The organism is Pseudomonadota bacterium (genome assembly GCA_036141575.1).
Classification (GTDB): domain Bacteria; phylum Pseudomonadota; class Alphaproteobacteria; order UBA2136; family JAPKEQ01; genus JAPKEQ01.
In genome coordinates this window covers 1-26,121 of the sequence record JAYZXF010000002.1, presented here as the reverse complement: position 1 = coordinate 26,121, position 26,121 = coordinate 1, and the positions used below count along the sequence as shown (strand labels likewise).

The window sequence follows — 26,121 nt, the reverse complement described above, 5'->3', positions numbered from 1 at the left end:
GAAACCAAACTGCGTGCTTGACAGAACACACAAAGCTTAGGTATACAACAGCTGATCTATATGATCTATCTTCACTTTTCCCACATCTATCTGGAGGTCTGTTATGGACTTTATTACTGGGTTTTTCATCGGCGCCTTTGCACCGTTTTTTGCCTTGGGCTGGATCTGGATGGCAGCTATTGTTGCTTTCATTATTGCTGAAACAGTTTGTGTTCGCAATGACAACTGGTTCTTTTCCACGGCACTTCTGATCGGTGGTGTTCTTGGCATCTTTTTCCTTGGAACTCCGCCTGACGGCCAAACATGGCTGAGCTTCACTTCTGCCCTGCTGTCTGTTATGTGGCTGGTTATTTATGCTGGCTCTGGCATTGTCTGGTCTTTGTTCTTTGGTGTTTTTGTCAAAGGTGGCAAAGCCAACAAAGAGTTTGACCGCCGCAAAGCCAAGATTCTGGAACAGCACCCTGCAGGTGACCAGCGCGACAAAGAACTGAAGCGCCTGAAAGAATGGCTGCGTGAACGAGCACCGAACAAAAGCAAGTTCCTTGGCTATTTCTTCTTTTGGCCGTTCTCTGTTCTTGGCTGGATCATTGGTGACTTCCTGGGCGACATCTTGGAAGGTCTGTGGAACGTCATGAAGCGTTTCGGTACCGCTGTTTGGAACGCTCTGTCTGGCTTTTTTGCAGCTGCATGGAAGCGTCGCATCGGCAACCGCCTGGACGACTAAGTTCTAAATCGAAGTAATCTATCTTTAGATTCAACAGGAAAGCTCCCATCACGGGGGCTTTTTTGTGTCATGTATGCAACAACATGTGTCAATTTGGTCGGACAAAAATCTTTCTTCCCTTGCAAAAGCATTTCACATTGCGCCACAATGAGGATGTTAAGCCTCTGGGCTTGGCCTGCTTGCCTCTATCACCAATGGACTTCGCGAGCGAAAGGGGCCAAGGCCAGGGGTTTAAAATATTTGCCCCCCTCTTCCCCATTTGCTACATTCCTCATGCCTTAAGATGAATGTGAAAGGGACACACATGCAAAAAGCAACATTTATGGGAAACTCTCCTATCGACATCCTTCAAGAATCACCTCTCGAAAAAATTTCTGAGTACGGCCTTAAGCTTGGTGATTTTCAAGGGACAGATGCAGATACAATTCACCGCATACAAAACGAATGTGGCGAAGAAACCCTGTGCCCAGGTGGCGCCGTTGCAAACACAACATGGTCTCTTGGTATGCTCGGCCACAAAGCAAACTTTATTGGCCGCGTGGGTGATGATAAAGCCGGCAACATGTTCTTTAACAGCATGGAGAGCGCTGGCATCACAATGCCAAAGCCTGAAGCTGGCAAAAAATCTATGGAGATTCGTGTACTGGTTACACCGAATGGTGAGCGCACATTCGCAACAACGGGTATCCCTGCCCCAATGACGGCAGATTTTGTTCCACATAATCTGATTACAGAAAGCGACTGGCTCTTTGTTGAAGGCTACCTGCTTCTTGATCCGAACCAAGTTAACGCTGTGAAAGAATCAATTCAAACAGCCCGTAATGCAGGCCTTAAAATTGCGATGACACTGGCCACTGTTGCGGTTATGGATGTGGCTTTTGACCACCTTGCTGAAGAAGTGATTGGTCACGTCGATCTTATTATTGGTAACGAAGATGAATACCGCGCCCTTATTCATGCTGCGGAAAACTACAAACATGAAGCCGCAGATCTACTGGCACAAAAACTTCAAAAAACACCTCGCCTTGTGACACATGGTGAAAAAGGTGCAAGCTTCCTCGATAGCGAAGGCAACAAAACATTTGAACCTTGCCCACCTGTTGCTGAAGTCCTCGACACAACAGGCGCTGGCGATGCTTTCCTTGCAGGCTTTCTAGATGGATTCCTTCAAGACAAACCCATTGCAGAGTGCTTGAAGCAAGGCCACGCCATTGCAAGCATGGTTGTGCAACAATTTGGTGGCCGTTACCCACACGTCGGCGCACACCTTTACGAAAACGTAGCTTAATGGGTCACGCACTTCGCTTTTTTATTGAAGGTGATTATAAGGCCAGGCAGAGTTTTCCTCTGCCTGACCCTTTAAGGCACCGCCTAAAAAAAGTGCTGCGTCTCTCTCGCGGAGATACCATTCACCTGTGGAATGGTAAAGATGGCCTTTGGCTTGCTGAGCTGAACCATGACAATTTAAAGACTGTGGAACTTAAAAAGCAACTTGAGGCACAGACCTTCCAACCTAAAAAGCACCTGTTTATGGGGCTCCCTAAGCGCGATGCATGGGAAACTATTCTTCGTCAGGCCACAGAGCTAGGCGTGACAGATATCCACCCGATTAAAACTGACTTTGCAGACAGAGATAAAACCAAGCCTGAGCGTGCTCAGCTGATTTGTGTTGAAGCTTCAGAACAATGTGAACGCCTTGATGTGCCAACGGTACACGCAGTAACAAACCTGCAAGAGACTATTTCAAATTTTGACAGTACTATTTTCTGGGCAGCTGAGCGCGAAGACAGCGCTAAGGAGCGCCCAACTTACACAGAAGGTCATGGTTTTCTAGTTGGCCCTGAAGGTGGTTTTTCAGATGCTGAAAAAGCCTTCCTTATGGATCAAAAACATATCATTCCAATTTCTCTTGGCCGCCTCATCCTTAAAGCAGATACAGCGGTTCCAACTTTAATTGGTAAAATTTCACTCTAAGCCTTGCATTCCCCGCTTTTCAGGCTTATATCCAGTCCACCAATTCACTCTTTCTTACCGTTTACAGGAGAAAAATATGAAAGATATCCACGCCATTAGCGGCAAACAGGACATCATCACCTTCACCAACACCCTCTGGCAAACAGACATGTTTCGGATTTTTGCAGGCCAGAAAAGCTCACCCTTACATGGCATTCTGGAAAAATTTGCAGAACTCCCTCGCGTATTCTATCGCTATACGGACCCAAGCATTGAACGCTTCCACAATACGCCATGGTTTAGCGCATTAGCTGATCTCAGCGACATCAAATTCAAAAACCCCTATGTTGCAGATATGGCTCTGCTACATGAAATCTGCCACATGGCTTACGCGGAATATGATATCAACCTCTCTTTTGAGGCTTGGCATCAAAAAATGCTAAAGGAAGAAGCCCTTGCTAGGACCATCAGCGATGTAATGGTGTATTTCTGGATGCCTGACCTTCGCCCCCTGACCTTTGAGCAGCCCATTTGGGCGGATCGCTTCCTCAATGAGGATAACTATGCTCTCTTTGCTGAAGATCCCAAAGCACTGAAAGACTACATCATGCGCGCTCGACTGGAGTGCATGAAGGAAACGCACAAAAACAGTGCCGACCCTGAAGTGCGCCGTATTGCACAATACGGCTTCAGCAATTACGAATGGTCCAGTATTTGGCAGGAAAGCTACCGTGAGGTTGAGTTCAAAATGTATTTGCTGATATATGGCTCAATGCGCAACCGCGAGTCAGCTCTCAGTGATCACATCAGCTGGCTTAAAAGTAAAATGCTTCATGGCATCCCGTTCCGCGCTCAAGCCGAAGCCTATGCAGCCCACCTTGACGAGGTATATGGCGACTAATCGAAAATAAGAACAAGGCCCCATTCTGGGGCCTTGTTTGTGTTTAGAATGCATTCACGCGAATGGTATCGACATCACTCAACAAAGTTTCTCCCTCTCGCTTCACCGTAATACTACCACGATACACACCTTGTGGAAGGCCGTAAGTTTCAGCCTTACGACCTACATAAGCAAAGTAGCGTTCCTGATCCTTAGGAAGGATATCCTCATGACGAGAAACCATGGCCCCTTTAGGGTTATAGATAGCAATGGTCACTTTATCGCCCTTCTTAAGGCCAAAGGCATAACTCCAAAACAGAATCTGATCGTCATCCCCTCTAAAGTAGCTACTATCCAGCATAGAACGCTTTACACGCTCAATGTCTGGCACTTCTTTAGAAAAACCTGTCGCAATTAAACCAACATCACGTGTAAAAGCAATTTGCTCAAAGTTTTCTTTCCAAAGCGGCTTACGCTTTAAGTCTGTTGTGAACATACCGTCATACACGCCTACAAACGGATCAATTGGAATACTCTTATGACGTACAACAAAGTGCATTGTTGGGTAGCTTTGGCGCGCAAAGCGTTGCACCTTACCAAGCACATCACCCGCTTTAACTTTGTCCCCTCTTTTCACAGGCACACTGTTTTTTAAGAGGCCGCTGTATTGCGTTTCCCAACCATTACCATGGTCTACAACAACAGAGTTCCCAACAGACTCACGCAAGCGAGACCCTAACACTGTAATCGCATAAGGATCGCTCGGCAGTTGGTCACGAACAGAGACAACCACACCATCAGCTGAAGCCGTGATATCTGCCCCTCTATCTGCAAGGGTTGAATTATAGATTTGGAAACGCGTTCCGTAGTAATCATCTGTCGTACGCTTGTTGCCTGTGTAATCCATCAGAAACGGATGCCCCATTTCATCCAAGTTACGACCATGGTCATATAAATCCACAATAAAACATGTACGCCCTAGAACACAGTTTATAGGCAGTTCTAAAGCAGGTTGCGCATGTGATGTGACTGCTGCAAGCAGGCTTAATCCTAAAAGAAGTTTAGCTTTCATCTTCTGATTCCTCATGCTTAAGCAGACGATTCATGACCACAGTCGCTGTTAAGTCACCTGTTACGTTAATCGTTGTACGACACATATCTAAAATACGGTCCACACCCAAAATTAGCGCAATCCCTTCAGGTGGTACACCCACACTCACAAGAATTGTAGCCAACACAATAATACCAACACCAGGTGTACCCGGCGTACCCACAGAGGCCGCAATGGCGAGAGTCAGAACCATACCCATATCCCACATTGAAAGATCAATCTGGAAGACTTGCGCAAGGAAGATCGTCGCAATGGTTTGGTAAAGCGCAGTACCATCCATGTTAATGGTTGTACCCAGCGGAATTGTAAAGCCAGATACGGATGGCTTCACACCCAGCTTCTCATCTGCCACACGAAGTGTGACTGGCATAGTTGCTGCTGAAGAGGACGTTGAAAACGCAATCAGCTGCGCTTCACGAATCTTCTTAAAGTACTCAAGAGGGTTCATGCCCAGAAGCGTTACAATTAAGCCATAAAACACCACCATCAACACAAGCCCTGTAAAGACTGTCACCACATAAAGCCCCATTGCAAGAATAGAGCTTACGCCGAGTTTCACCATCGCATCCATAATCAAACCAAACACCGCGTACGGCGCAAGTTTAATCATCCAACTTACCAGCACCATACACAAGTCTTGAGTACTCTGCGCCAGCTCTAAAATAGGTTTTGAACGTACAAGGCTCATAGAAGCCAGAGCAAACCCAATAAAGATCGAGAAGATCACAATGCTCAGCATGTCTCCGCTGGCAATAGAAGCAAATGGGTTTTTAGGAATAAGACCCACAATACGCTTTGGAATATTACTGCCATCTGTAAGAGCTTGATTGGTTGGTGGAGGCGTGTAGCCTTGTGTCAACGTACTCGCTTTTTCAATATCCATCATCTGGCCCGGCTCAAACAAGTTACCAAGCGTTAAACCAATGCTCACGGCAATGGTTGTTGTAAACATAAAGTAAAGAATCACACGCCAGCTGAGTTTTTTAATCAGACTTAAACTTTCACCACCTGCAATCCCAAGAATAAGAGAGGCCATAACAAGAGGGATCACCACCATTTGAAGAACACGCAGGAACAAGTACCCTGGGAAAGCGACCCACGTTGAAATCTGTGTTGCATGTTCAGCTTTCATGACAGCCACATCAGGGCTAAGGATATACCCAAATACCCCACCTAAAAACAGGGCGATAAGGATCTTTAGCCAGAGCTTTTCTTGAATATGCTCTGTAATTTGGCGCCTGAATGCTTTTGGAGATGTCTGGTCTTCTGATTTTTTAAACCACATGGGATTCCCTATTCTTAATCTTTTTAGCCTTCATACTTTAACCGCAGGCCACAGGATTCACAAATTATTCTTTAATTTTGAGAGCTGCCCCACTATGATGGGCCTTATGAATTTACAGGACGCACAATCTCTTCATCAAAGTGGCGATTTACAGGGCGCAATTGCGGCTTATGAATCTCTTGTTAAAGCCAATAAAAACGATGCTGCTGCCACACACTTTTTAGGCATGGCAAAGCTCCAAGCTGGCGATGCATCTGGTGACATACACCTACAAAGAGCTATTGAGCTAGAGCCTGAAAATGAACTTTTCCAAACAAACTACGCCAATCTTAAGGCACAAATGGGTGACCTAAAAACAGCGTACGCTTTGTTTGAAGCCACCACACAAAAGTCACCACAAAACCTCCTTGCACAAGAAGGCGCTGGCCAGTGTGCGATGAGACTTGGCAATATGCTCCAAGCTCTTGGACATTTTAAAACCGTTCTCGCACACGATAAAAACCGCCTCAAAAGTTTAGAGCTTGCAGGTGTTGTCTCTTTCCGTATGGGCCGCTACGCAGAAACAAAAGTATACTTTAACAAAGTGCTGGGACACGCCCCAAAACATATTGGTTCACACCTTCACCTTGGCCTTATTGGCCTTGCAGAAGAAAACTTTCCTGTTGCGCTGCACCATTTACAAACAGCTGAAAGCATTCAACCCAACAACCCTTCAGTTCATATGGAACTTGGTCGGGCTTACCTTGCGGCAACGGCCTTTGCTAAAGCAGTAGAACACTTTAATAAAGTTTTGGCGCTACGCCCTGATGCAGAAGAAGCTGTTACATACCTTGCAAAAGCTCACTTTGGTATGAATAACATGGAAGAAGCCACAAAGTGCGCCGATCAGATTCTTACGAAAGATCCAAAGAACGCTGAGATGCTCACCCTTAAGGCCAACATGGCTTCGGCAGAAGGTGACACAGAAAAAGCCTTCAACTTTGCCAGAGACGCGGCTATGAGTACGCCAGACTTTGCATGGGGCTTCCTCAGCGCTACGCATATTGATGCAAAACGTATTGATGAAGATATGTTTAATGCTATGGAAACAGGCCTTAACGAGTGCAAAAGCGATGTTGAAAAATCAAAATGGCACTATGCCATTGCCCGCACACTCGATGCACGTAAAGAACCTGTTGAAGCGTGGGAGCATTTCTCAAAAGGTGCTGATATTATCCATAACAGTATCTCAGAAAAGGCTCATGAAGATGTAGATCTTATGAATCTACTTATGGACACATTTAAAGAACCTCTTCCAAAAGCAGATAATGATGTAGACCTTTCATGGACACCGATCTTTATTGTTGGTATGCCAAGGAGTGGCAGTACGCTTGTTGAACAAATCCTCACAACAAGCCCTGATGTATTTGATGGTGGTGAACTTAGCCTCATGCGCACCATTGCCCTACAAGTTTGTGGCGGAAAGCTTGATAAAGATACACTTCAGACACTGACTTCACAAGACGCCGTTAATGCTGTACGAGAACTCTACGTCAGCTCTGTAAAAACGCTATTCCCTGACATGAAAGCCAAGTTCTTTACAGATAAAATGCCATTTAACGCGCTATGGCTACCACTTATTACTGCCGCTTTCCCTGAAGCAAAGATCATCTATACAGATCGTGACCCTGTTTCTATCTGTGTGTCTTGCTACAAACAAATGTTCAACACTGGTCAGTGGTTTAGCTACAACCAAGAAACTCTTGCGGAAACATACGCCACCTTTAATGACATGATGCAGCAGTACATGCAAAACAGTTCTGTTTACACAGTAAGATATGAAGATATTGTCAGCACTCCTGAAACGCACATTAAAGAGCTGGTTGAACATACAGGCCTTGAATGGTCTGAAGACTTTATGAACTTCCATAAGGCAAAACGTACCGTTCGTACAGCCAGCATGCAGCAAGTAAATAAGCCGCTTTATACGTCTAGCGTAAAGAGTTGGGAACCGATTCAAGAGCAACTTAAACCGCTTATTTCTGCCCTTAAGGCAAAAAATATTGCGTTGTAACATATTGTTTCAAAACACTATGTATACGCATTTTTTGGCTAAGAGTTGCAATTTGTTTGTAGTGGCTCCATAATCCGCACCATGACTACGAAAAAGACACAAGCGCTCAAGCCGCCAAGATTCCCACAAGTAATGGTGGGATGGGTGGAAACAGTCGCACTCCCTAAACTCGGCATTGAGGCTCTCGAAGCCAAAATTGATACAGGCGCAAAGACGTCCTCTCTGCATGCTGAAAAGATTACCCCATTTGAAAAAGATGGTGAGCAGTGGGTTCGCTTTATTACGCACCCTAACCGCAAAAACCGCAAAGAAGAACTCACGTGCGAAGCAAAAATTCTCGATAAACGTGAAATCACCAGCTCCAACGGTAAAACAAACACACGCTACGTGATTCTGACTTGGGTGCATGTTGGCCCGTACCGTTGGCCAATTGATATCACCCTCACATCGCGTAAAGATATGACTTACCGCATGCTCTTTGGCCGCAGCTCACTTGGTAAAGCTTGTCTTGTGAGCCCAACATTTGCCCACCTTATGGGCACGCCACAACTTGAACACTGCATAACGCTTCAATCTAAGCGTTACCAACTGGATGACACACATGTTTGATTTTATTAAAAGCAACCCAACAAAAGCTAAAAAACCGCTTAAAATTGGCGTGCTTTCTGTTGCCCCTAAAATTTACTCAACAAACCGCCTTGTTGATGCAGGCCGCGCTCGTGGACATGATATGCATATCATCAACACGCTCAGCTGTAGCATGAACATTTCAAGCAACAACCCATCTGTTGTGTATAAAGGCGAATCTCTTGAAGGATTTGATGCGATTATTCCGCGCATTGGCGCCTCAATTACATTTTACGGAACAGCCGTACTTCGCCAATTTGAAATGATGGGCGTACACAGTGTAAACCGCTCCATTGCTATTTCTCGTTCACGCGACAAACTACGTGCACTACAACTCCTCTCTCGTGATGGTATTGGCATGCCTGAAACATGGTTTGCCCATAACCCAGATGACCTACCACACATTATGGAGCAAATGCAGCAAGAGCAGTTTGTTGTCAAACTTCTAGAAGGGACACATGGTAACGGTGTCTTCCTCATGGATGACCGTAAAACAGCCATCAGCATGATTGAAGCCTTCATGGACCTTAAGGTAAACCTAATGGTGCAAGAGTTTGTGAAAGAAGCCAACTGTGAAGACATTCGCTGCTTTGTTGTGGGTGATAAAGTCATTGCAGGCATGAAACGTAAAGCCAAAGATGGTGACTTCCGTTCAAATCTCCACCGTGGTGGTAGCGCTGGCAATGTTGAACTCTCTAAAGAAGAGATTCAAACAGCTATACAAGCCACAAAATCACTCGGCCTTAATGTCGCTGGTGTAGATATGCTGCGCTCTAAAAACGGCCCTGTTGTGCTTGAGGTGAACTCTTCTCCAGGCCTAAACGGTATTGAGAAAACAACAGGCATTGATACGGCCACTCCTATTATTGAATTTATCGAAACAATGGTGAAATAACCCCTATGCAAGACGCTGCCCGCCTCCAAGCCGCAATTGATATCATCCAAATTTGGATGGATAACCCACGCCCTGCTGACCGCCTCATGGCAGCTTACTTCCGTGACCGTCGTTACATTGGTGGAAGCGATAAAAAGTTTATCAGCAGCCTTGTTTACACAACATTCCGCCACTGGCGCCGTGCTGAATACATTTGGAAAGCGGGAGACGTAGGCGCAAGAAAGCGCACCTTTGCTGCCGCTATCCTCAGCGACGTGTGCACATACCTTGAACTTAAAGAGGCTTGCACAGGTGAGCGCCACGTACCAGAACCACTGTCTCCAACAGAAGAAAACGTTTTAGACGATACGCCAGAGAACTGGTTTGAAAATGCTCCTGAAGAAGTAATGCTAGAAGTGCCTGACGCGACATATGAACACCTTCTTGGTGTTTTTGGGGACCAACTCCCACGTCAAATGAAAGGCATGCTCACAGAAGCGCCTGTGGACATCCGCGTCAACACACTCAAGTCTGATAAAGACCGCGTGAAAAAGGCTCTTAAAACCAAAGGCCTTGAAGCAGAAGACATGCAAGTCTCGCCAGATGGCGTGCGTGTTCATCAGCGCTTCCCATTCCACACACTCGATGCCTACCGTGAAGGTCAGTTTGAAGTGCAAGATGAAGGCTCACAAATTCTTGCGCAACTCTGCGCGCCAAAGCCGGGCCAAACTGTTGTTGATTTCTGCGCAGGTGCAGGTGGTAAAACGCTCGCCCTTGCCGCACTCATGGAAAACAAAGGTACCATTTACGCCTGTGATATTGTTGAGCGTCGCATGGAAGAACTCTCTAAGCGTTGTAAGCGTAATGGCGTTCATAACGTTCGTCGTCAGCTTCTGAGCGATGAGAATGATAAATGGGTGAAGAAACACAAAGGCAAAGCTGATGTGGTTCTGATTGATGCCCCATGTAGCGGTACTGGCACATGGCGCCGTAACCCAGATGCCAAATGGCGCCTGACTAAAGCAGATATTGCTGAGTACCATCGCATTCAGCTGAGTATTCTAGAAAGCGCCTCTCGCCTTGTAAATAATACAGGCCACGTGGTGTACGCTACATGCTCTCTCCTGCCACAAGAGAACACACACACGGTGCAAAAATTCCTAGAGAAGCATCCAGACTTTGAACTTGTTCAAGCACAGGATATTCTCAAAGATCAGAACTTGGTAAACCTACCATACGCCCAACCATATCTGCGCCTGACTCCAGCAGAACATGGTTGTGACGGATTCTTTGGGGCGGTCTTAAAGAGGGCTGAAAAGATAGCTAATTAATGGCTTTCATTCTTTAAGCGCTTTCTTTTATATGTAAACTTCATAAGAAGTTCGGTTTTGTCTGGTCCGCTGTAACACATACTTCCTGGCTCTTTCATAACACTCAGAGGGTTTACATCTAATTTTTCACAATATTTATGAGCATCACTATCAACATCCCCCTGCTCATTTATAAAGGTAATATTTGGATACCCGCCACACCCACCAAAACTAATTTTAATATCACGACCATCAGCAGCCTTACCGTACTGAGGAGAAACAGGCATTTTCTCTCTCCACTTCCATTCTCCTCCTGTCCCCCCACAGGTGCCATCATGATACGCCTCACACACTACAGTGTGGCTATACTTTTTTTTCGTTACATGCTCATTAACTGTCACATCAGTAATGCGGTCCTTTTCAAAAGAAACACGAGGAATAGTAGCATCTAAACAACCATATGCATAAAGCCCTATCAAAGGAGGAGCAACCATAGCAGCTCCCACCACCTTCATAGGCGCTGTCGCCACAGCCTTTACTGGTTTTTCAACTGATTTACTGCAAGAAATAAGCAGAAGAGCACTCAAGCCTAAGAATATTATTTTTTTCATTTATAACCTCTAAAACTAATGCAACACAAAGTAGCATCAATCATAAGTTCGTACAAATAAAGAAAAGACAGGATTGCCAGTCGCTTTGCTCCTTTGCGCATCGCTCCGCTCGCTTACGGGCGCTCGTTCCTCGCTTTCAAACCTGCTTCGCAGGTTCTTATCTCTGTTTCTCTTAACCCCATATAAAAAGCCCCACAAGGGGGCGTTTTGATATGGCGGAGAAGACAGGATTCGAACCTGCGAGAGGTTGCCCTCAACACGCGTTCCAGGCGTGCGCCTTAAGCCACTCGGCCACTTCTCCATAACAGAGGGGATATAAAAACAAAGTCGTATCTATGAGTCAACTTTAATAAGAAGACCAATTTGCGTCCCACGACGATTCAGAACAATTTCAGCCTCATCAGCATTCTTCAGTTCCATCAGCATCGGGAAGAGACGATCACGGTCTGACACAGGCACATCATCCACCTTCACAAGAATGTCATTCTCTTGAACTGTGAGTTTCGCAAGGAAGCTGTCATGCTTAAGCTTTGTGACACGGAAGCCAACAATCTCTTCACCTTCAATACGAGGCAAGAAACGTGCTTGTGTTGCAAGGCGACCAAGGTTGGAGAACGCATCTTTAATATCAGCTTTTGAAACACGAACTTCTTGACGCTTTACAACTTCCCTGTTTGAAACATAGACGTTAGAAGGCCCAGAGCGCTTCTGAGAAGGTTTCACAGTAGCAGGCTTCTTAGCACTGCCTTCATTCTTAACAAATTGCGAGAAATCGTTTCCAGGAAGGCTTAACTTTTCCAACTTACCTTTGTTACTCAGTACAACCATGCGGCGCTGAATATCTTTTAACACAACCCCCTTAAGCACAGACTCACCCATTTGAATGAGTTTACTTTCACCCGTCATGTTATCCACAATAATAGCGTAAGGTGAAGATCCAGAAATTGTTCCCTTAAGAGTCAAATTCAAAGCTGTTTCTGCTTTTACTGTTTCTACTGGCAGCTCGTTTAATGCCATCTGTGTTGATGCACCAAACCATGCAGCACGCTCAAGAGAGTCATAGCTCTCAAGTGAAACTGCCTGCGCCTTTTTCAAATCACCTGCTTCAAATGCATAAGCTGTCGTTTCTGGATTACTTGTGAGCATCAGGCTTGGCAAGTATGGCATCAGTGCAAAAACAGAAGAGACCAACATAACAGCAACCAAAACACTCAACACAACAAGAGAGAGAAGAGAAGTACGTTTTGAATGCATGTAGCACAGGAGTGTTTGAGCAAAAGACTCAAGCTTTTGCTGAGCAGACCAGAATAAAGAATCAGTTTCAAATTTCATGAAAGCAAGTATAGAGGATTTTTATAAAAACACAAAAGTAAAACCCCCGCACTTGCGGGGGTTTATTAAGTCATCTGTAGAACTTAGGTATTATAGAGTACCTAGGTCAATGATGTCGATGATACCATCAGTGTTTGATGCATCACCATCACCAACGACAACAGTGATCGAACCAGCAACAGGAGCTTCAAGTTCAGCACCAACTGTTAGAGAACCAACTTCTTCAATTGTAAGACCAGTAGCAGTCGTTGTAGGAGTTGTGTCATCAGTTGAGTTTACAGTTACTGAGTACTCACCAGTGTTATCCGCAGATACAGCTGTAATAGCTGTGAATGGGATACCAGAGATCGTTAGAAGCTCAGTACTAGAAACAAATGATACACCTGAAACGTTGTCAGCAGCAGCGTTAGCCATTACGACAAACATTGCTTCACCAGAATCAATTGTTGCATCACTGTTACCAGTTTCTTCACCGTAACCAATCGCTAGGTCAAAGTTACGAGCTACTTGAGTTGTACCATCATCAAAGATGTCGTAAGCAACTTGTAGAAGAGCTGTACCTGAAGTAGAAGCCCAAGTGCTTGTAGCTAGAGGACCAGCACCAGCATCAGTAACCATGATACCAGAAGCGTTGAATGTTGCATCAGCAGGAGCTAGAGCAGCAGTCGCGCCATCAAGGTCACCCATTGGGATCACAAGGTCAAACGTACGGTAACCAAATGGTACAGCAGTTTGAGTTACAGCACTGATTGCACTGTTGTAGTCAAACGCTACAGTAGAGTCAGCTGTTTGAGCTGCATCGATAGCAGTACCAAGTACATCTGAGTTTTCTACTGTGAAGTCAGCCATAGAAACGTACTCACCCTGGTCAAGTTCTTTATCGTTGTCAGCATCGAACCAAGCAACTGGTACAGTGTCAACAGCAGGAACATCGTAGAATGTGATTGTTTCGCTCGCAGAACCGTCCGCTACGTCAGCAGCAGATGGGCGGAACGTTTGGTGGAACATAGGACGAGCATCAGTCATAGACTTAGCAAATAGACCTACAGCAATGTTAGAAGTACCAGCGTTGAAGTCAGTTGCAGCAGCAAAAGCGTTTGCTTTAACAGTGAATTCAAAGTCGATAACGTCAGAGCTATCAACGTTGTTTGCTAGAGTGAATGGCTTTAGAGAACTTACAAGGTTCACGTCAGTACCAATTTCTTCTACGCTTGCAGCTGGGAAGTTCCAGTTGAACTCAGGAACTGAGAAACCGCTAGCAGTCACAACAACAGGCTGCATTGGAATAGCAACAGCACCGGCAATTACGTCTTGAATAGAAGCACCAAGACCGTCACCAATTGAACCAAAGATCATTACGTCACGACCACCGTACTGGTGGAATAGAGCGCCACGGAAACCACCGTTTCCTGGAACGTCTGTTAGGTCAACGTTAGTGATACCAGCAGTAGAACCAGATACTTCAGCAGTTGTGAAGTGAACGATCATAGACTCGTACACGCCAGTTGAAGGCTTAACTAGGTTGTAACGCTCGTTGTCATCAGCAAAGAAGTCAACAGTTGTAGTTGTTGCTGCACCTACACCAACAGATGGCTTGTACACAGTAGCAGCAGATGAGATGTAGTTGTCAGCATCGCTAACAAGCTCAATTTCATCGATCAGGACGTTGAATGATTGCGCGTTCGCGTTAGAAGCGAAGAAAGCGCCCATCACACCGCCGGCGATCAATGTGCTTTTAAGAAGTTTGTTCATTTTGAACTTCCCTATTATTTATTTTATTTTTTATAAGTTTTCCGTTAGCTAACGAAAATGTTGTTTATATCAACGATTAGTTGTTTCTGATTACCAGACCAGTAGCACTGCTATCGTCATCATCACATGCAGATACAGCGAAACCAGCTACAACAATCATAGATACAGCCAACATCATTTTGATCATATCCTTCATTGGATTTATCCTATTTTTGTTTAGTTATAGTTGTTCTCCGAAGAGATTATTTTGCGGCCCCAAATGGACCAGCCCAAAAATAGACTTTGGAGAAAGTCTTATAAGTTTTGCGCTTCTTGTAAACTGTTCATTTAATGAACATGCAATTTAATTCCAAATCAAAAGCCATTCATTAAAGTCTTGTATCATATAAGTAACACTCTACTTTTTCTAAAGTATTTTTGTACGATCTTTACTGGATTTTTGGGATTTTTTGCCGTAAAACTGTAGTTGGAGAAGGAGAACGGGAATGCCAACTAAAGCACAATCTAATTTTGCCAAACATCGCACACAAGAGGCCGTAGCACTCGGTTTATTCTTTACTGCTATTTTTTTATGTTTGGCCTTTTTTACACATAATGCAACAGATCCATCCTTAAGTGTTGCAACTGCGTCCTCGCAGGTCAATAACAGCATGGGCCTTGCAGGATCGTATGTATCTGATCTTGGTATCACATACCTAGGCCTTAGCGTATTCTGGCTCCCTGTTGCCTTTCTGGTTCTTGCGGCTCAGCTTGTAAAGCACCGTGGTTTCCATGAGGCCGGCTTTAGGCTTTGCGCCCTCCTCCCAATGCTCCTTAGTTTTGCAACACTTTGCACACTCCTTAATGTTATGCCAGAATGGCCAGCACCAAACAGTATTGGTAACGGAGGCCTTCTCGGCAAACTCCTTGCTGTAATTTGTAGCCCAATGATTGGCTATGCTGGCACACTGCTACTTATGGCGCTTACATTCTTTACATCATTTGTATGGTGGACTGGCTATGCCTTCTCTGACGTTGCGCGTTTCTCTCGCATTGCTTACAGCTTTGTGAGCATGTTTGCCAAATATGCATACCGCGGCCTGCGTCGCATTAATTTCAACAAGAGCAGTCTACAAATTGACCTACCTCTCTTCTCACCAACAGAGGCTGTAAAGAAAGATATCTCGCACGCTGTGAAAAAGCAGCAAGCTCAAACAGCACAAAGCATTGCTAAACCTGCTATTGAGAAGCCTCAAAAACAAATAAAGCCTGCTGCCAAGGTTGAAAGTGAAAAGCAAACAGCTCTTCCACTGAACTTAAGCGACTCATTTTCACTCCCTGCGCTTAATCTGCTTGATGAGCCGCCAGAAGCAAAAGAAGCAACAGATGATGAAGCCCTTCAACAAAACGCGCGCCGTATTGAGGCTGAGCTTGCAAACTACGGTGTCCAAGGTAAAATCACGCGCATCTGCCCAGGGCCTGTTATTACAATTTACGAGCTTGAACCTGCTGCAGGTGTCAAAAGTTCTCAAGTGATTAACCTTGCTGATGACCTAGCGCGCTCTATGGCAGCCATGTCAATCCGTATCGCCACAGTGCCAGGTCGCAATGCTATTGGTATTGAAATGCCGAACCTGAATCGCGGCATGGTCACGCTACGCGAGCTTCTTGCGACAGAAGAATTTGAGACCCATCCAGGCAAGCTAACAGTTGCCCTTGGCGTGGATACATCTGGTAACCCAGCATACGCAGACATTGCTAAAATGCCTCACGCCCTTATTGCGGGTACAACAGGCTCTGGTAAATCGGTTGCGATGAATGCATTCATCCTTAGCCTGCTCTACCGCATGACACCTGACCAACTAAAGTTTGTGATGATTGATCCAAAGATGCTGGAACTTTCTGTTTACAACGATATTCCACACCTCATTACACCAGTTATCATTGACCCGCAAAAAGCCAACAACGCGCTGAAGTGGGTGGTACGCGAAATGGAACAACGTTACCGTCAAATGACAGACATGGGCGTGAAGAACATCCAAAGCTTTAACCAAAAATTTGCTGAGTTTGAAGCGAAAGGCGAAATCCCGAAGAAGATGGTTCAAACTGGTTTTGACCCTGTAAACGGCCAACCAACATATGAAGAGAAGCCGGTTGCTGAAGCCAACATGCCGTACATTGTTGTGGTGATTGATGAGCTCGCTGACCTGATGATGGTGGCAGGTAAAGAAGTGGAACACAGTATTGCACGTATTGCACAAATGGCTCGTGCTGCTGGTATCCACCTTCTTGTGGCAACGCAGCGTCCAAGTGTTGATGTTGTAACAGGTCTTATTAAGGCCAACATCCCAACACGTTTCTCATTCAACGTAACAAGTAAGATTGACTCACGCACAGTCCTTGATTCTATGGGTGCTGAGCAACTTCTTGGTAAAGGGGACATGCTTTACATGGCGAACGGCTCTAACGGCCTTGATCGCTTGCATGGTGCCTTTGTGAGCGAAGAAGAGTGTCATGCCATCTCAACACACCTCAAAGAACAGTCAGACCCTCAGTTCATCGATATCACCAAGTCTGGTGGCAGCGACGGTGCAGCTGGCGGTACTGGTAATGGCGGTGTCGAAGATGATGACCCTCTCTACCTGCAAGCGGTTGAGGTTGTAGCGCGTGAACAAAAGGCGTCTACGTCCTTCATTCAACGTCACCTGAAAATTGGTTACAACCGTGCGGCCAGCATCATTGATAAAATGGAAAGCGATGGCCTTGTCGGTGAAGCCAACCATGTTGGTAAACGTGAAGTCATCATTAAACAGCCACCACAAGGTGGGTACTAAATACATTGAAAAGGCCGCCTCATTGGGCGGCCTTTTCTTGGTATCGTTTATAAAGCTTTTTGAAGCGTGGGTTCACAGATTTACCAGACAAGGTAATATGCGTAAAAGGAACAACCGGGTCACGCCCGTTTCCCTCATACACATCCTCATACTGAGGTGCTGTAACATCCACTTCACGGCCACAAGGCAGGATATTCCAGTAATGCGCAACACCGGTTGGCATCTTGGCGTAAACAATACGACCACCAAACAACTGCTGCACCACCCAAGAGGCAGCCTTACAGTGCTGAGCGAGTGGACGTGTTTTACAGACCTGCAGATATGTGTCCGCGTCAAAAGCGGTTTCAACTGAAGCTGCTTGTTCAAGCTTTACACGCACAGCATCTAATTCGCTATCCGTCACATCTTGAACTTCTACACGGCTCCGCTTCAACTGAGGCAGCACCTTTTCCAAAGGCACCATCTGAGAAAGCCCTATACGCTGAACAGGCATATCAGAAACATCTGTTTCATCCATCCACCGCACAAGGGAACGCCCTAAGGGCAAAGAAAGTGTCATGGCAAACTCCGCCATATCAAAAGTGCTGAAAGATCAACAATACACTTAATGTATACAAACAAAACTATAGAATCAAGTAAACTTTGATTTAGAAACGATGAAGCTGCGGCGTTGGATATGGCATCAAAGTACAACGACGGTAGTACTGCTGGTCATTCACGCCGTTTACTGTAATCGTACGGCGTTCACTCTCCTGATGTAAACATAAACGCTGATCTAATGCAGCAGAACGCTCTGTATAACTTGGGAACGCATCACTAAACCCAGAAATTTTGCTAAACGTTTTACCATACTCAAACGTCTTCACATCTTGCCATTCAGATTTGGCAAAATGTTCAATCTCAGGCGTACAGGCTGACACTAGCAGGCCAGCCAGCACACCAAATGCTGGAGCATACCTTCTCATAAAGTTAAGTGTGTCTTTTAAGAAAGGCTGAAATCAAGTTCTTTCAAGAAAGGCTTTATTTTTGAATACACATCCTGTGGCGAAATGGACGCAATATCTTCAGCATCTCTCAAGAAAGAAACGCCCTCTGCGCGCGGCGCGCACAAGTTTGGATTACTATCATTGCCAAAAAGGACGAGGCCTTTTAAGCCAGACGCAGCTGCAATATGTGAAGGTCCTGTATCATTCCCAACAAACACACCTGCCTTTTGAAAGAGCCCAACCAACTGCCCAAGTGAGGTTTTACCGCAAAGGTTAACAACTTTGGTCTCATGAGCAATTTTGCCAAGGTCATCTTGCTCTGCTTTTGCCCCAACAAGAACCACTTGATATTTATCTTCTAGCTTCTGAATCAATTCTACATAATGTGGCCAACGCTTATCTGGGCGATGCGGACTTCCACCCGCGACAACACAAACAAACTGGCCAGACTTAAGGCCGTATTCTTTCATAAGCCCCTCAACATCTTCCTGCATATAAGAGAGGTCAGGTTCATGAGTCATATCTACACCGGCAACCGCCAGCTGATCTTTTAAACGATCCAAACTGTGCATTTGGTTACGCAGTGGGTTTTTATGGCAAAGCACATCACGCTTTACAATACCGTTCCACTCTGCCTGACCTGCAAGCTTAGAATAAACAAATGTCGTACGATCATTAGTCTGAAGATCATAGACACGCTCATACCCTCTCAACTGAGAAGCGAGTTTTTTCAAGTAAAATGGATTCCAAACAGACTTGCGCCCGTCAAACTCGATGGCATCCACCCAAGGTAAATTTTTTATGAAAGGCTTCATAGCCTGACTTGTGAGCAGTGTAATGTGCGCATCTGGGTGTGTCGCACGAATAGATTGCAGTGCTGCAGTGGCCTGCACAAAATCTCCAAGAGCACCCAGTTTAATAACGAGTATACGTGCCACTTTTTAATCACATCCCCTTAGTTACAAATCACTCAACTTTTCCCACGCTAGACGGTTTTTAAGGCACTGGCAAGGTTTTTGCTTTAGACTTCTTACTATGATGTTTAAGTTTATGAAATACGCAGTCCTCAGCACGACACTTCTTAGCAGTGTCCCAGCTTTCGCATCTGAGGGATCTTTTAAAGAATTCGAGCCTGTTGTGGATTACAACACTAAGCTTGGTAACAACCGTAACATCTACTCTATGGATTTCATGATCCCTCTCAACCAACGTGCGGATGCTATGACGTTTGCAGATATTCGTGGAGTTGTGACAGATCAAAACACAACAGAGGGTAACTTTGGTCTTGGGTATCGTAAAATTAAAGACAATAAAGTTATTGGCGTTTACGGCTTCTACGATGTAAGGCGTTCGTTCACAAACTTTACTTACAAACAAATGACTTTTGGTGGAGAAGTTCTCACAAAGAACTGGGATTTCCGTGCCAACATGTACCACCCTCTCTCGCGTCCAAACCTCATTTCAGATACAGGACTACAAATCCGTATTGCAAATGACGGGCGACTGATTGCAGATAGCGGCCAAACCTATGAATCCAGTTTAAAGGGATATGACTTTGAAATTGGTCGACGCATCCCTCTTGGTAAAGAGCGAGACCTTTGGGTCAACGCTGCTTACTACCGTTTCTATAAAGGGAACTATACAGATATTGAAGGCACACGCCTGCGTGCGCATACCAACCTAACGCCATGGCTTAGAATGGGTTATGAAACCCTATATGATGAAGCAAGAGGTCATAACCACTATGCAGATTTGCGCATACGTATCCCACTTGGAAAAAGCAAAAAGCTTGTTGATCATAAAGGCATTCGCGCCCGCATGATGGAGCCCATTGAGCGTGATATTGATATCGTTGTCGCTGATGTCCCTGGCCTTATTAGTGCTGCTTACGACCCTGGTTCTGGTGCAGACGAATCACGTATTTATTTTGTTGATAACACAGCTGGTGGCGGTGGTGATGGTTCACCAGGCAACCCTTACAACACACTTTCTGCAGGTATTTCAGCCGCAGGTAATAACGACTTTATTTATGTATATGAAGGTGATGGAACCAGCACAGGTTACACAGGCAACTTTGTTCTCCGAGATACAAACCAAAAGCTTTATGGTGAAGGTGTAGACTTTTACATTGATGGTGATACTGTAACCTTCCCAGGTTTTCCACCTGAAGATGTCAATGGTTTTGTAGTTCTTCCTGCTGGCGGGTTTCCAATTTTGACATCTAATTCAGGTGATACCATCACAATCCGTAGTAATAGCGGCATTGAAGTGGCGGGTATCCGTATTGATAATGCAGCCGATGAAGCTATTTACGTACGCGATGATAATGCAGATAATGCTATTATCCGCGATGTCATCATTAACAACCCTGGCGACGAAGGTATTTTCTCTAACAGTGGTGACAACCTCATTATCTCAAACGTACAAATTAACAACGCTGGGCAAGATGCGATTTATCTAAATAACTCTGCCGATACACTTGTTCATAACACAACAATCACAAGCCCAGGCCGCTACGGTATTCGTTACAGAAATGCAGACAATAACGTGGCTCAACTTGTAACTGTGAACAACAGTGGTAACCACGCTTTTTATGCTGAAAATGGTACATTCTCTCTAGAGCTTGACCAAGTAACCGTTAATACAACAGCTGCTGGTGATGGTATTTACTTCTCTTCTGATAATGAAGATAACTACGCTGTCACAAACTCTAATATTACTGGTACGTTTAGACATGGTATCCATATTAATGGTGCTGATAACGGAACAATTACAGGTACAAACATTACCAATACAGGTACTGATGGCATCCACTTTAGCAATTCAGGCGCTAACACTGGAAATACCATTTCAAACATTCTCGTGACTAATGCTGGTGATGATGGTCTATACGCATACTACATTGATAATACGTCCGTAAACACATTTGAGGTCAACGGAAGCGGTGGATACGGCCTTCATTATGAATATACGTGGGATACAACACTTGCCAACATTACCGTAACAGGATCTGGTGATGATGGTATCCGCATGACCGACTCACGCAGAAACCCAATTACAGGTGCAACAATTACAAATGCAGGTGCTCATGGTTACAACCTTGTTTCAGGAAGCAACGGAACACCGAATTCTCCTAACAGTACGCTTACCAACGCAACGATTGTTAACGCAACACGTAATGGTGTAAACATTGATGGCGACGGACAAGATTCATTTACCCTCACAAACGTAGATATTACAGGTGCAGGCGAGAGTGGCATTTACATTAACGGTGCTGACAATGGATTTATTACTGGGTCAGATGTAACAGGAAGTACAGACAGTGGTATTTACCTAACAAACAATGCTGATGGCACAACGATTAGAGATCTCACTGTAGACACATCAGCTGGTAACGGTATTGAACTGCTAGACCGTTCATCTGGAAACACAATTAATAATGTCAACATTACAGGTACAACAGGCACAGGTCTCTTCAACCACAATGCCGATAATAACCAATTTACAGACCTCACCATTACAGGCTCTGGTAGCCATGGTATGCTGGGACTCTTTACAGATAATGCTACGGTTTATAACATGAACTTTAGTGGTACAAACGCCTTTAACAATAATGGCGGATACGGTTTTGTAACGCTTACAAATGGCACAACACAATCCCTGCTCACACTAGATGGTGCGACAGCGAACAATAACGCCCTTACAGGCTTTAGCTTCCAATATGCGGATAGCGCTCAAACATCTGGTGTAGGCCTTGACCTCAGCAACCTTACAGCAGGTGGAAATACCGTAAATGGTATTGAAATCCTTGCAGGCACAAGCGCAAACATTCGCAACTACGATATTGCAACAGCTAACACAAGCGGTAACACAAACCATGGCCTTAACATTACGGGTATCAACAACTCACAAATTGGTAGCACAACAGGGACAGTCAGCAACCTTACATCCAACACCAACGGCAATGAAGGCCTGTTTGTAAATGCACAAAACGGCTCTACGGTAAACATGGCTCTTACAACAGGGACCATTGAGGATAGCGGCGATAATGGTGTGATTATTCAATCTGAATCAACATCCAACATGACAATTGCTCTTAACAGCCTCACAATTAGAGACAGCATGGGTCAAGATGGTCTCTTTATGCAGGCCAACAACAGTTCAACAATGAATGCAACTCTTAACCAAGTAAACTCACGCAACAATGCTGATGACGGTATGGATATTCGCAGCAACCAATCTGGTAACCTCACGTGGTCTCTTACAGGTTCTAGCGGCGTAAGCGGTAACGCAGATGCTGGTATTGAGTTTAATGCCTATGACACATCAAACTTTAGTGGTGAGTTCCAAAACGTTTCAGCGTTTGATAACACCAACTGGGGCGCATACATTAATGATGACTCAACAGGTACCGTAACAATGGACCTTGGTGGCGGCGCGCTTTCTACGACAGGTAACAACCGTATCTTTAACAATACCAACAACGACATCTTTGTTGATGTAGATGGCGGCACACTTCGCGCCGAAAACAACTGGTGGGGACAAGCTGGTGGCCCACTGGGCGGTGACGTCCTCCTAGATAGCGGTACGCTTGATTCAACCCCTGCTCTAGGCTCAGACCCTGGTCCGTGATGAACAAATAAAAAGGCGCCTCTCTCAGGCGCCTTTTTTGATAGCTAACGTCAACTTTAAATGAAGACGATCCATACATAGATGCTTGCAATCACGATGCTCATCAACATGAGCGGGAATGCCATCAGCATGAATTTTAGGAAGGGGATACGGTGGCCTGCTTTTTCAGCAAAACCAGCAACCACAAGGTTGGCACTCGCACCAATCAAAGAACCGTTACCACCAAGGCAAGCACCAAGAGATAGCGCCCACCATAGAGGCTTCACAGCTTCTTCACCACCCATAGCAGGTGTCATTTCCTGAATCATTGGAATCATTGTCGCAACAAAAGGAATGTTATCAACAAGAGCAGACAGGATTGCAGAACCCCAAAGGATCACAAAGATTGTTGTCGTCTTATCACCACCAGTCATCGCCATCATGTGGTCAGCCATCCAGCCAATCACACCCACGTTTTGAATACCGTGCACAAGAACAAATAGACCACCAAAGAAGAAGAGCGTTACCCACTCGGCTTCACCAATTGCATGGTGAACCTTCTCGTGCTGCTCTTCACTACCATGGTGAATGTTATCAAGAAGCAGAAGAACTGCTGCACCTGTTAGGGCGATCGTTGCTGGCATAATGTGGTAGCTGTGACCAACTACAAAACCAACAAGAACAGCAAACATCACAATAAGAGATTTGATCAAAAGCTCTTTATCTTGAATCGCTTCTTTCTCATTCATGCGCATAATACGCTGTTTTGCGTTTTCTTCAGCGTGCAGAGAGTTTCTCCAGAAGAAGATAATTGGAATCAGCGTTGCAGCCATAATGAATACTGAAGCCGGCGCAACATTTACAATAAAGTCAGAGAACCCAAGGTGAGCGGCAGAACCAATCATAATGTTTGGCGGGTCACCAATAAGCGTTGCTGCACCACCAATGTTAGATGCAAGAATACTTGTGAACAGGTACGGGTAAGGCTTAACATTCAGCTCACGCGTAATCAGCAGAATTACAGGCGTTGTTAGAAGAACTGTTGTCACGTTATCCAACAGGGCACTAAACACGGCTGTTACAAGTGCAAATACCACAAGCATCTTCACCGGTTCAGCTTTCACCACTTTAGCGGACTTAATGGCAACGTACTGGAAAACACCAGACTCTTTCATCACAGCGACAAGGATCATCATACCCAGTAGAAGACCAATTGTGTTGGCATCTACAGAGTGGACAGCTTGCTCTTGTGTCATCACGCCAAGAAGGACCATAAGGCCCGCACCAATAACCGCAACAATAGCACGGTTAATGCGCTCAGATAGGATTACGCCATAAGTGGCAATAAAGATCGCAACAGCCGTCCACATTTGGACTGCTGAAACGCCAGAAAGATGGCCAGCATTGGCCGCATGTTCAATCATCATTTTCGGATTTCTCTTTTCAAAGTCGTATTTACTGTGTAATAGTGATGGTTGAAATACGCCTGTTTGAAACATACGTCAAGATTTTTTCGGCAGGTTTCTTAATTTTTTTACATAGGGGAATAAGAAAAATGATAGCACTTTTATGTGTTGATTTAATGAATGAATACCTTGATCCAAAAGGTCTTCTCAGTGAAGAAACTTCACAGTACGTGAAAAAACACGATACGCTTCAACGTATCGCGCGTATTCAAGAGCACTTCAGAGAGCAAGGTGGCCTTGTCATTCACGTACGTACAGGCTTTAGCGATGGTTACGCGGAACTTCCTGAGACGAACTCTAAAATTTTTAAAGGTATTAAAGATAAGGGCGCTCTTCTTCTTGACCAATGGGGTACTCAAATCCCTGAAGAAATCGCTGCACAAAAAGGCGAACCAGTAATCCGTAAACACCGCGTAGGCCCATTTGACCGTACACGCCTAGAGATCATCCTGCGCACAAAAGGCGTCACTGACCTTTACATTGTTGGTGGTCTGTCACTTGGTACAGTCTCTATGAGTGCTTACGAAGCCCATGACATGGACTTCAACGTATGCGTCATTGAAGACGGCTGTTACGACCGCACAGACGAGCGCCATGACCTAGGTATGCAGGTTGCTGCACAAGTGGGTGAAGTGAAGAACTTCTCTGACATTGCCCCTCGTCTTATCCGATAGGTTATGCACAAACGTAAGAAGCGCCCCGTGGGGCGCTTCTTTTTGCTTCAAGCTTTTAGTTAAGATCTACAATCTGAGACGAAATTAACGGAGCCTGATCGTCATCTGTTTCGTAAAGGTCAAACTTCACCTTAGCTCCCGGAGGAATAACCTCAGGAAGCTTGACGTTCACTTTACGAACAATTTGATCAACTTCACGGTACACACGCACCCAAACAACTTGAGAACTAATCGCTTCACCACTTGCGTCTTGAATGTAAACTTTTAGGAATCCTGAAGCCTCTGAGTTACCCGAACGGATAAATGGCACGCTCGCAAACAACACTTTACCATCGCTACGTGGCGCAACTTCAATCTGGCCCATTTCAATACCAGACTCAATCTCACCCTTTTGTACAATAATTGGAATCGCAACACCAAAGTATGTACCAATGTTAAATGAAAGTGTTTTTGCAGCAGCGCCTGTCTTGACTTGTACATCAGATTGTTTACCTGCAAGCTCTGCAGTTTCATCCTTGTTCGGTACTTCTCTAAATAGAAGGTGCGAGTGGTAATCACCATCATCTAAATCCGCAGGACGACGCGCCATAATACGAACAATCTGGCGCTCACCAGGCTTAAGCGTTACGCGCTGTGGAACAAAACGAAGCATACGCTTAGCTGAATACTGGAATGTATCTTTACGCTGCGTCACACCGTTCTCATTCATGACCTGATCTACCGCAATCATCTCATATTTACGCTCACGATCAGATTGGTTTGCAATACTCACAACATCTGTACGCTCTTTAGGCTCAATAACAACACGGTGTGGAGACACAAAAAGGATAGCTCCCTCTGCGTATGAAGCCGTTGCACTACATAGCGTTACAAGCGCTAAAGCAACTAAAGTTATTTTTTTCAACATAATACGTTAATTTCCTTATTCAGCTTTTATATTTTACGGGATAACAGCTTCTATCACAAGGGGCGTACCGCAAGCATTAGCACTACTAAATGCCCCAAAAGCAGGAGGACCGGCCGCCCCAACAGAGAGCACACCACCAACGTAGTATGTTC

At 45.1% G+C, this 26,121-nt stretch carries 21 protein-coding genes and 1 tRNA gene; 11 read left to right on the top strand and 11 right to left on the bottom strand.

Annotated elements, in window-relative coordinates; translation table 11 throughout:
- The first annotated feature begins 103 nt into the window (after positions 1–103).
- From VX730_01185 to VX730_01170, 4 genes are all read left to right on the top strand, one after another.
- Complete coding sequence (locus VX730_01185) at positions 104–724, top strand: hypothetical protein (protein MEC9290994.1); 621 nt, start codon at positions 104–106, stop codon at positions 722–724.
- Positions 725–1,028: 304 nt separating this feature from the next.
- Positions 1,029–2,012 (top strand): adenosine kinase, encoded by a 984-nt coding sequence (locus tag VX730_01180; GenBank protein MEC9290993.1) that lies wholly within the window; start codon positions 1,029–1,031, stop codon positions 2,010–2,012.
- Entirely contained in the window at positions 2,012–2,698 is a 687-nt protein-coding gene (locus VX730_01175) for an RsmE family RNA methyltransferase (protein MEC9290992.1), read from the top strand. The genes VX730_01180 and VX730_01175 overlap by 1 nt, the downstream gene beginning before the upstream one ends.
- Positions 2,699–2,774: 76 nt before the next feature.
- Positions 2,775–3,578 carry a hypothetical protein gene (locus VX730_01170; protein ID MEC9290991.1) on the top strand — a complete coding sequence of 268 codons (804 nt, stop codon included), beginning with the start codon at positions 2,775–2,777 and terminating at the stop codon, positions 3,576–3,578.
- Positions 3,579–3,621: 43 nt separating this feature from the next.
- Here VX730_01170 and VX730_01165 read toward each other — a convergent pair whose 3' ends face one another.
- On the bottom strand, positions 3,622–4,629 hold the full coding sequence (locus VX730_01165; protein MEC9290990.1) for a M23 family metallopeptidase: 1,008 nt from the start codon (positions 4,627–4,629) through the stop codon (positions 3,622–3,624).
- On the bottom strand, positions 4,619–5,953 hold the full coding sequence (locus VX730_01160; protein ID MEC9290989.1) for a dicarboxylate/amino acid:cation symporter: 1,335 nt from the start codon (positions 5,951–5,953) through the stop codon (positions 4,619–4,621). Before VX730_01160 ends, VX730_01165 begins: the two co-directional genes overlap by 11 nt.
- Positions 5,954–6,059: 106 nt before the next feature.
- On the opposite strand from VX730_01160, the gene VX730_01155 reads away from it, so the two are divergent.
- From VX730_01155 to VX730_01140, 4 genes are all read left to right on the top strand, one after another.
- Positions 6,060–8,006, top strand: coding sequence for a sulfotransferase (locus tag VX730_01155; GenBank protein ID MEC9290988.1), 1,947 nt, complete (start codon positions 6,060–6,062; stop codon positions 8,004–8,006).
- 81 nt (positions 8,007–8,087) lie between these two features.
- Positions 8,088–8,615, top strand: a complete 528-nt coding sequence (locus tag VX730_01150) for an ATP-dependent zinc protease (protein MEC9290987.1) — start codon at positions 8,088–8,090, stop codon at positions 8,613–8,615.
- The gene (rimK, locus tag VX730_01145; GenBank protein MEC9290986.1) at positions 8,608–9,528 is read left to right on the top strand and encodes a 30S ribosomal protein S6--L-glutamate ligase; all 921 of its coding nucleotides are present in this window, start codon (positions 8,608–8,610) and stop codon (positions 9,526–9,528) included. The genes VX730_01150 and rimK overlap by 8 nt, the downstream gene beginning before the upstream one ends.
- Before the next feature lie 5 nt (positions 9,529–9,533).
- The gene (locus VX730_01140) at positions 9,534–10,838 is read left to right on the top strand and encodes an RsmB/NOP family class I SAM-dependent RNA methyltransferase (GenBank protein MEC9290985.1); all 1,305 of its coding nucleotides are present in this window, start codon (positions 9,534–9,536) and stop codon (positions 10,836–10,838) included.
- On the opposite strand, the gene VX730_01135 is transcribed toward VX730_01140, so the two are convergent.
- From VX730_01135 to VX730_01120, 4 genes are all read right to left on the bottom strand, one after another.
- The gene (locus VX730_01135; GenBank protein ID MEC9290984.1) at positions 10,835–11,428 is read right to left on the bottom strand and encodes a hypothetical protein; all 594 of its coding nucleotides are present in this window, start codon (positions 11,426–11,428) and stop codon (positions 10,835–10,837) included. The genes VX730_01140 and VX730_01135 overlap by 4 nt on opposite strands.
- A gap of 213 nt (positions 11,429–11,641) precedes the next feature.
- Positions 11,642–11,729: transfer RNA gene (locus VX730_01130), tRNA-Ser, on the bottom strand.
- Between the two features lie 32 nt (positions 11,730–11,761).
- Entirely contained in the window at positions 11,762–12,760 is a 999-nt protein-coding gene (locus tag VX730_01125) for a type II secretion system protein N (protein MEC9290983.1), read from the bottom strand.
- 90 nt (positions 12,761–12,850) lie between these two features.
- Positions 12,851–14,512 carry a hypothetical protein gene (locus VX730_01120; protein MEC9290982.1) on the bottom strand — a complete coding sequence of 554 codons (1,662 nt, stop codon included), beginning with the start codon at positions 14,510–14,512 and terminating at the stop codon, positions 12,851–12,853.
- A 485-nt stretch (positions 14,513–14,997) separates the two neighbouring features.
- Between VX730_01120 and VX730_01115 the strand changes: the two genes are divergently transcribed.
- Positions 14,998–17,325, top strand: coding sequence for a DNA translocase FtsK 4TM domain-containing protein (locus tag VX730_01115; GenBank protein MEC9290981.1), 2,328 nt, complete (start codon positions 14,998–15,000; stop codon positions 17,323–17,325).
- A gap of 19 nt (positions 17,326–17,344) precedes the next feature.
- Here the strand turns inward: VX730_01115 and VX730_01110 are convergent, their stop codons facing one another.
- The 3 genes from VX730_01110 to VX730_01100 all read right to left on the bottom strand — a co-directional run bounded on the left by VX730_01110 (position 17,345) and on the right by VX730_01100 (position 19,249).
- Positions 17,345–17,884, bottom strand: a complete 540-nt coding sequence (locus VX730_01110; GenBank protein MEC9290980.1) for a hypothetical protein — start codon at positions 17,882–17,884, stop codon at positions 17,345–17,347.
- An 88-nt stretch (positions 17,885–17,972) separates the two neighbouring features.
- Positions 17,973–18,290 carry a hypothetical protein gene (locus tag VX730_01105; GenBank protein ID MEC9290979.1) on the bottom strand — a complete coding sequence of 106 codons (318 nt, stop codon included), beginning with the start codon at positions 18,288–18,290 and terminating at the stop codon, positions 17,973–17,975.
- Between the two features lie 17 nt (positions 18,291–18,307).
- Entirely contained in the window at positions 18,308–19,249 is a 942-nt protein-coding gene (locus VX730_01100; protein MEC9290978.1) for a glycosyltransferase family 9 protein, read from the bottom strand.
- Between the two features lie 97 nt (positions 19,250–19,346).
- Here VX730_01100 and VX730_01095 point away from each other — a divergent pair, with 97 nt between their 5' ends.
- The gene (locus VX730_01095; protein MEC9290977.1) at positions 19,347–22,943 is read left to right on the top strand and encodes a right-handed parallel beta-helix repeat-containing protein; all 3,597 of its coding nucleotides are present in this window, start codon (positions 19,347–19,349) and stop codon (positions 22,941–22,943) included.
- Positions 22,944–22,999: 56 nt separating this feature from the next.
- On the opposite strand, the gene VX730_01090 is transcribed toward VX730_01095, so the two are convergent.
- Positions 23,000–24,349, bottom strand: a complete 1,350-nt coding sequence (locus tag VX730_01090; protein MEC9290976.1) for an ArsB/NhaD family transporter — start codon at positions 24,347–24,349, stop codon at positions 23,000–23,002.
- A gap of 128 nt (positions 24,350–24,477) precedes the next feature.
- Here VX730_01090 and VX730_01085 point away from each other — a divergent pair, with 128 nt between their 5' ends.
- Positions 24,478–25,062 (top strand): isochorismatase family cysteine hydrolase, encoded by a 585-nt coding sequence (locus VX730_01085; protein MEC9290975.1) that lies wholly within the window; start codon positions 24,478–24,480, stop codon positions 25,060–25,062.
- Positions 25,063–25,117: 55 nt separating this feature from the next.
- Here VX730_01085 and VX730_01080 read toward each other — a convergent pair whose 3' ends face one another.
- Positions 25,118–25,969: a fimbria/pilus periplasmic chaperone gene (locus tag VX730_01080; protein ID MEC9290974.1), complete on the bottom strand. Its 852-nt coding sequence runs from the start codon at positions 25,967–25,969 to the stop codon at positions 25,118–25,120.
- Positions 25,970–26,121: the final 152 nt, after the last annotated feature.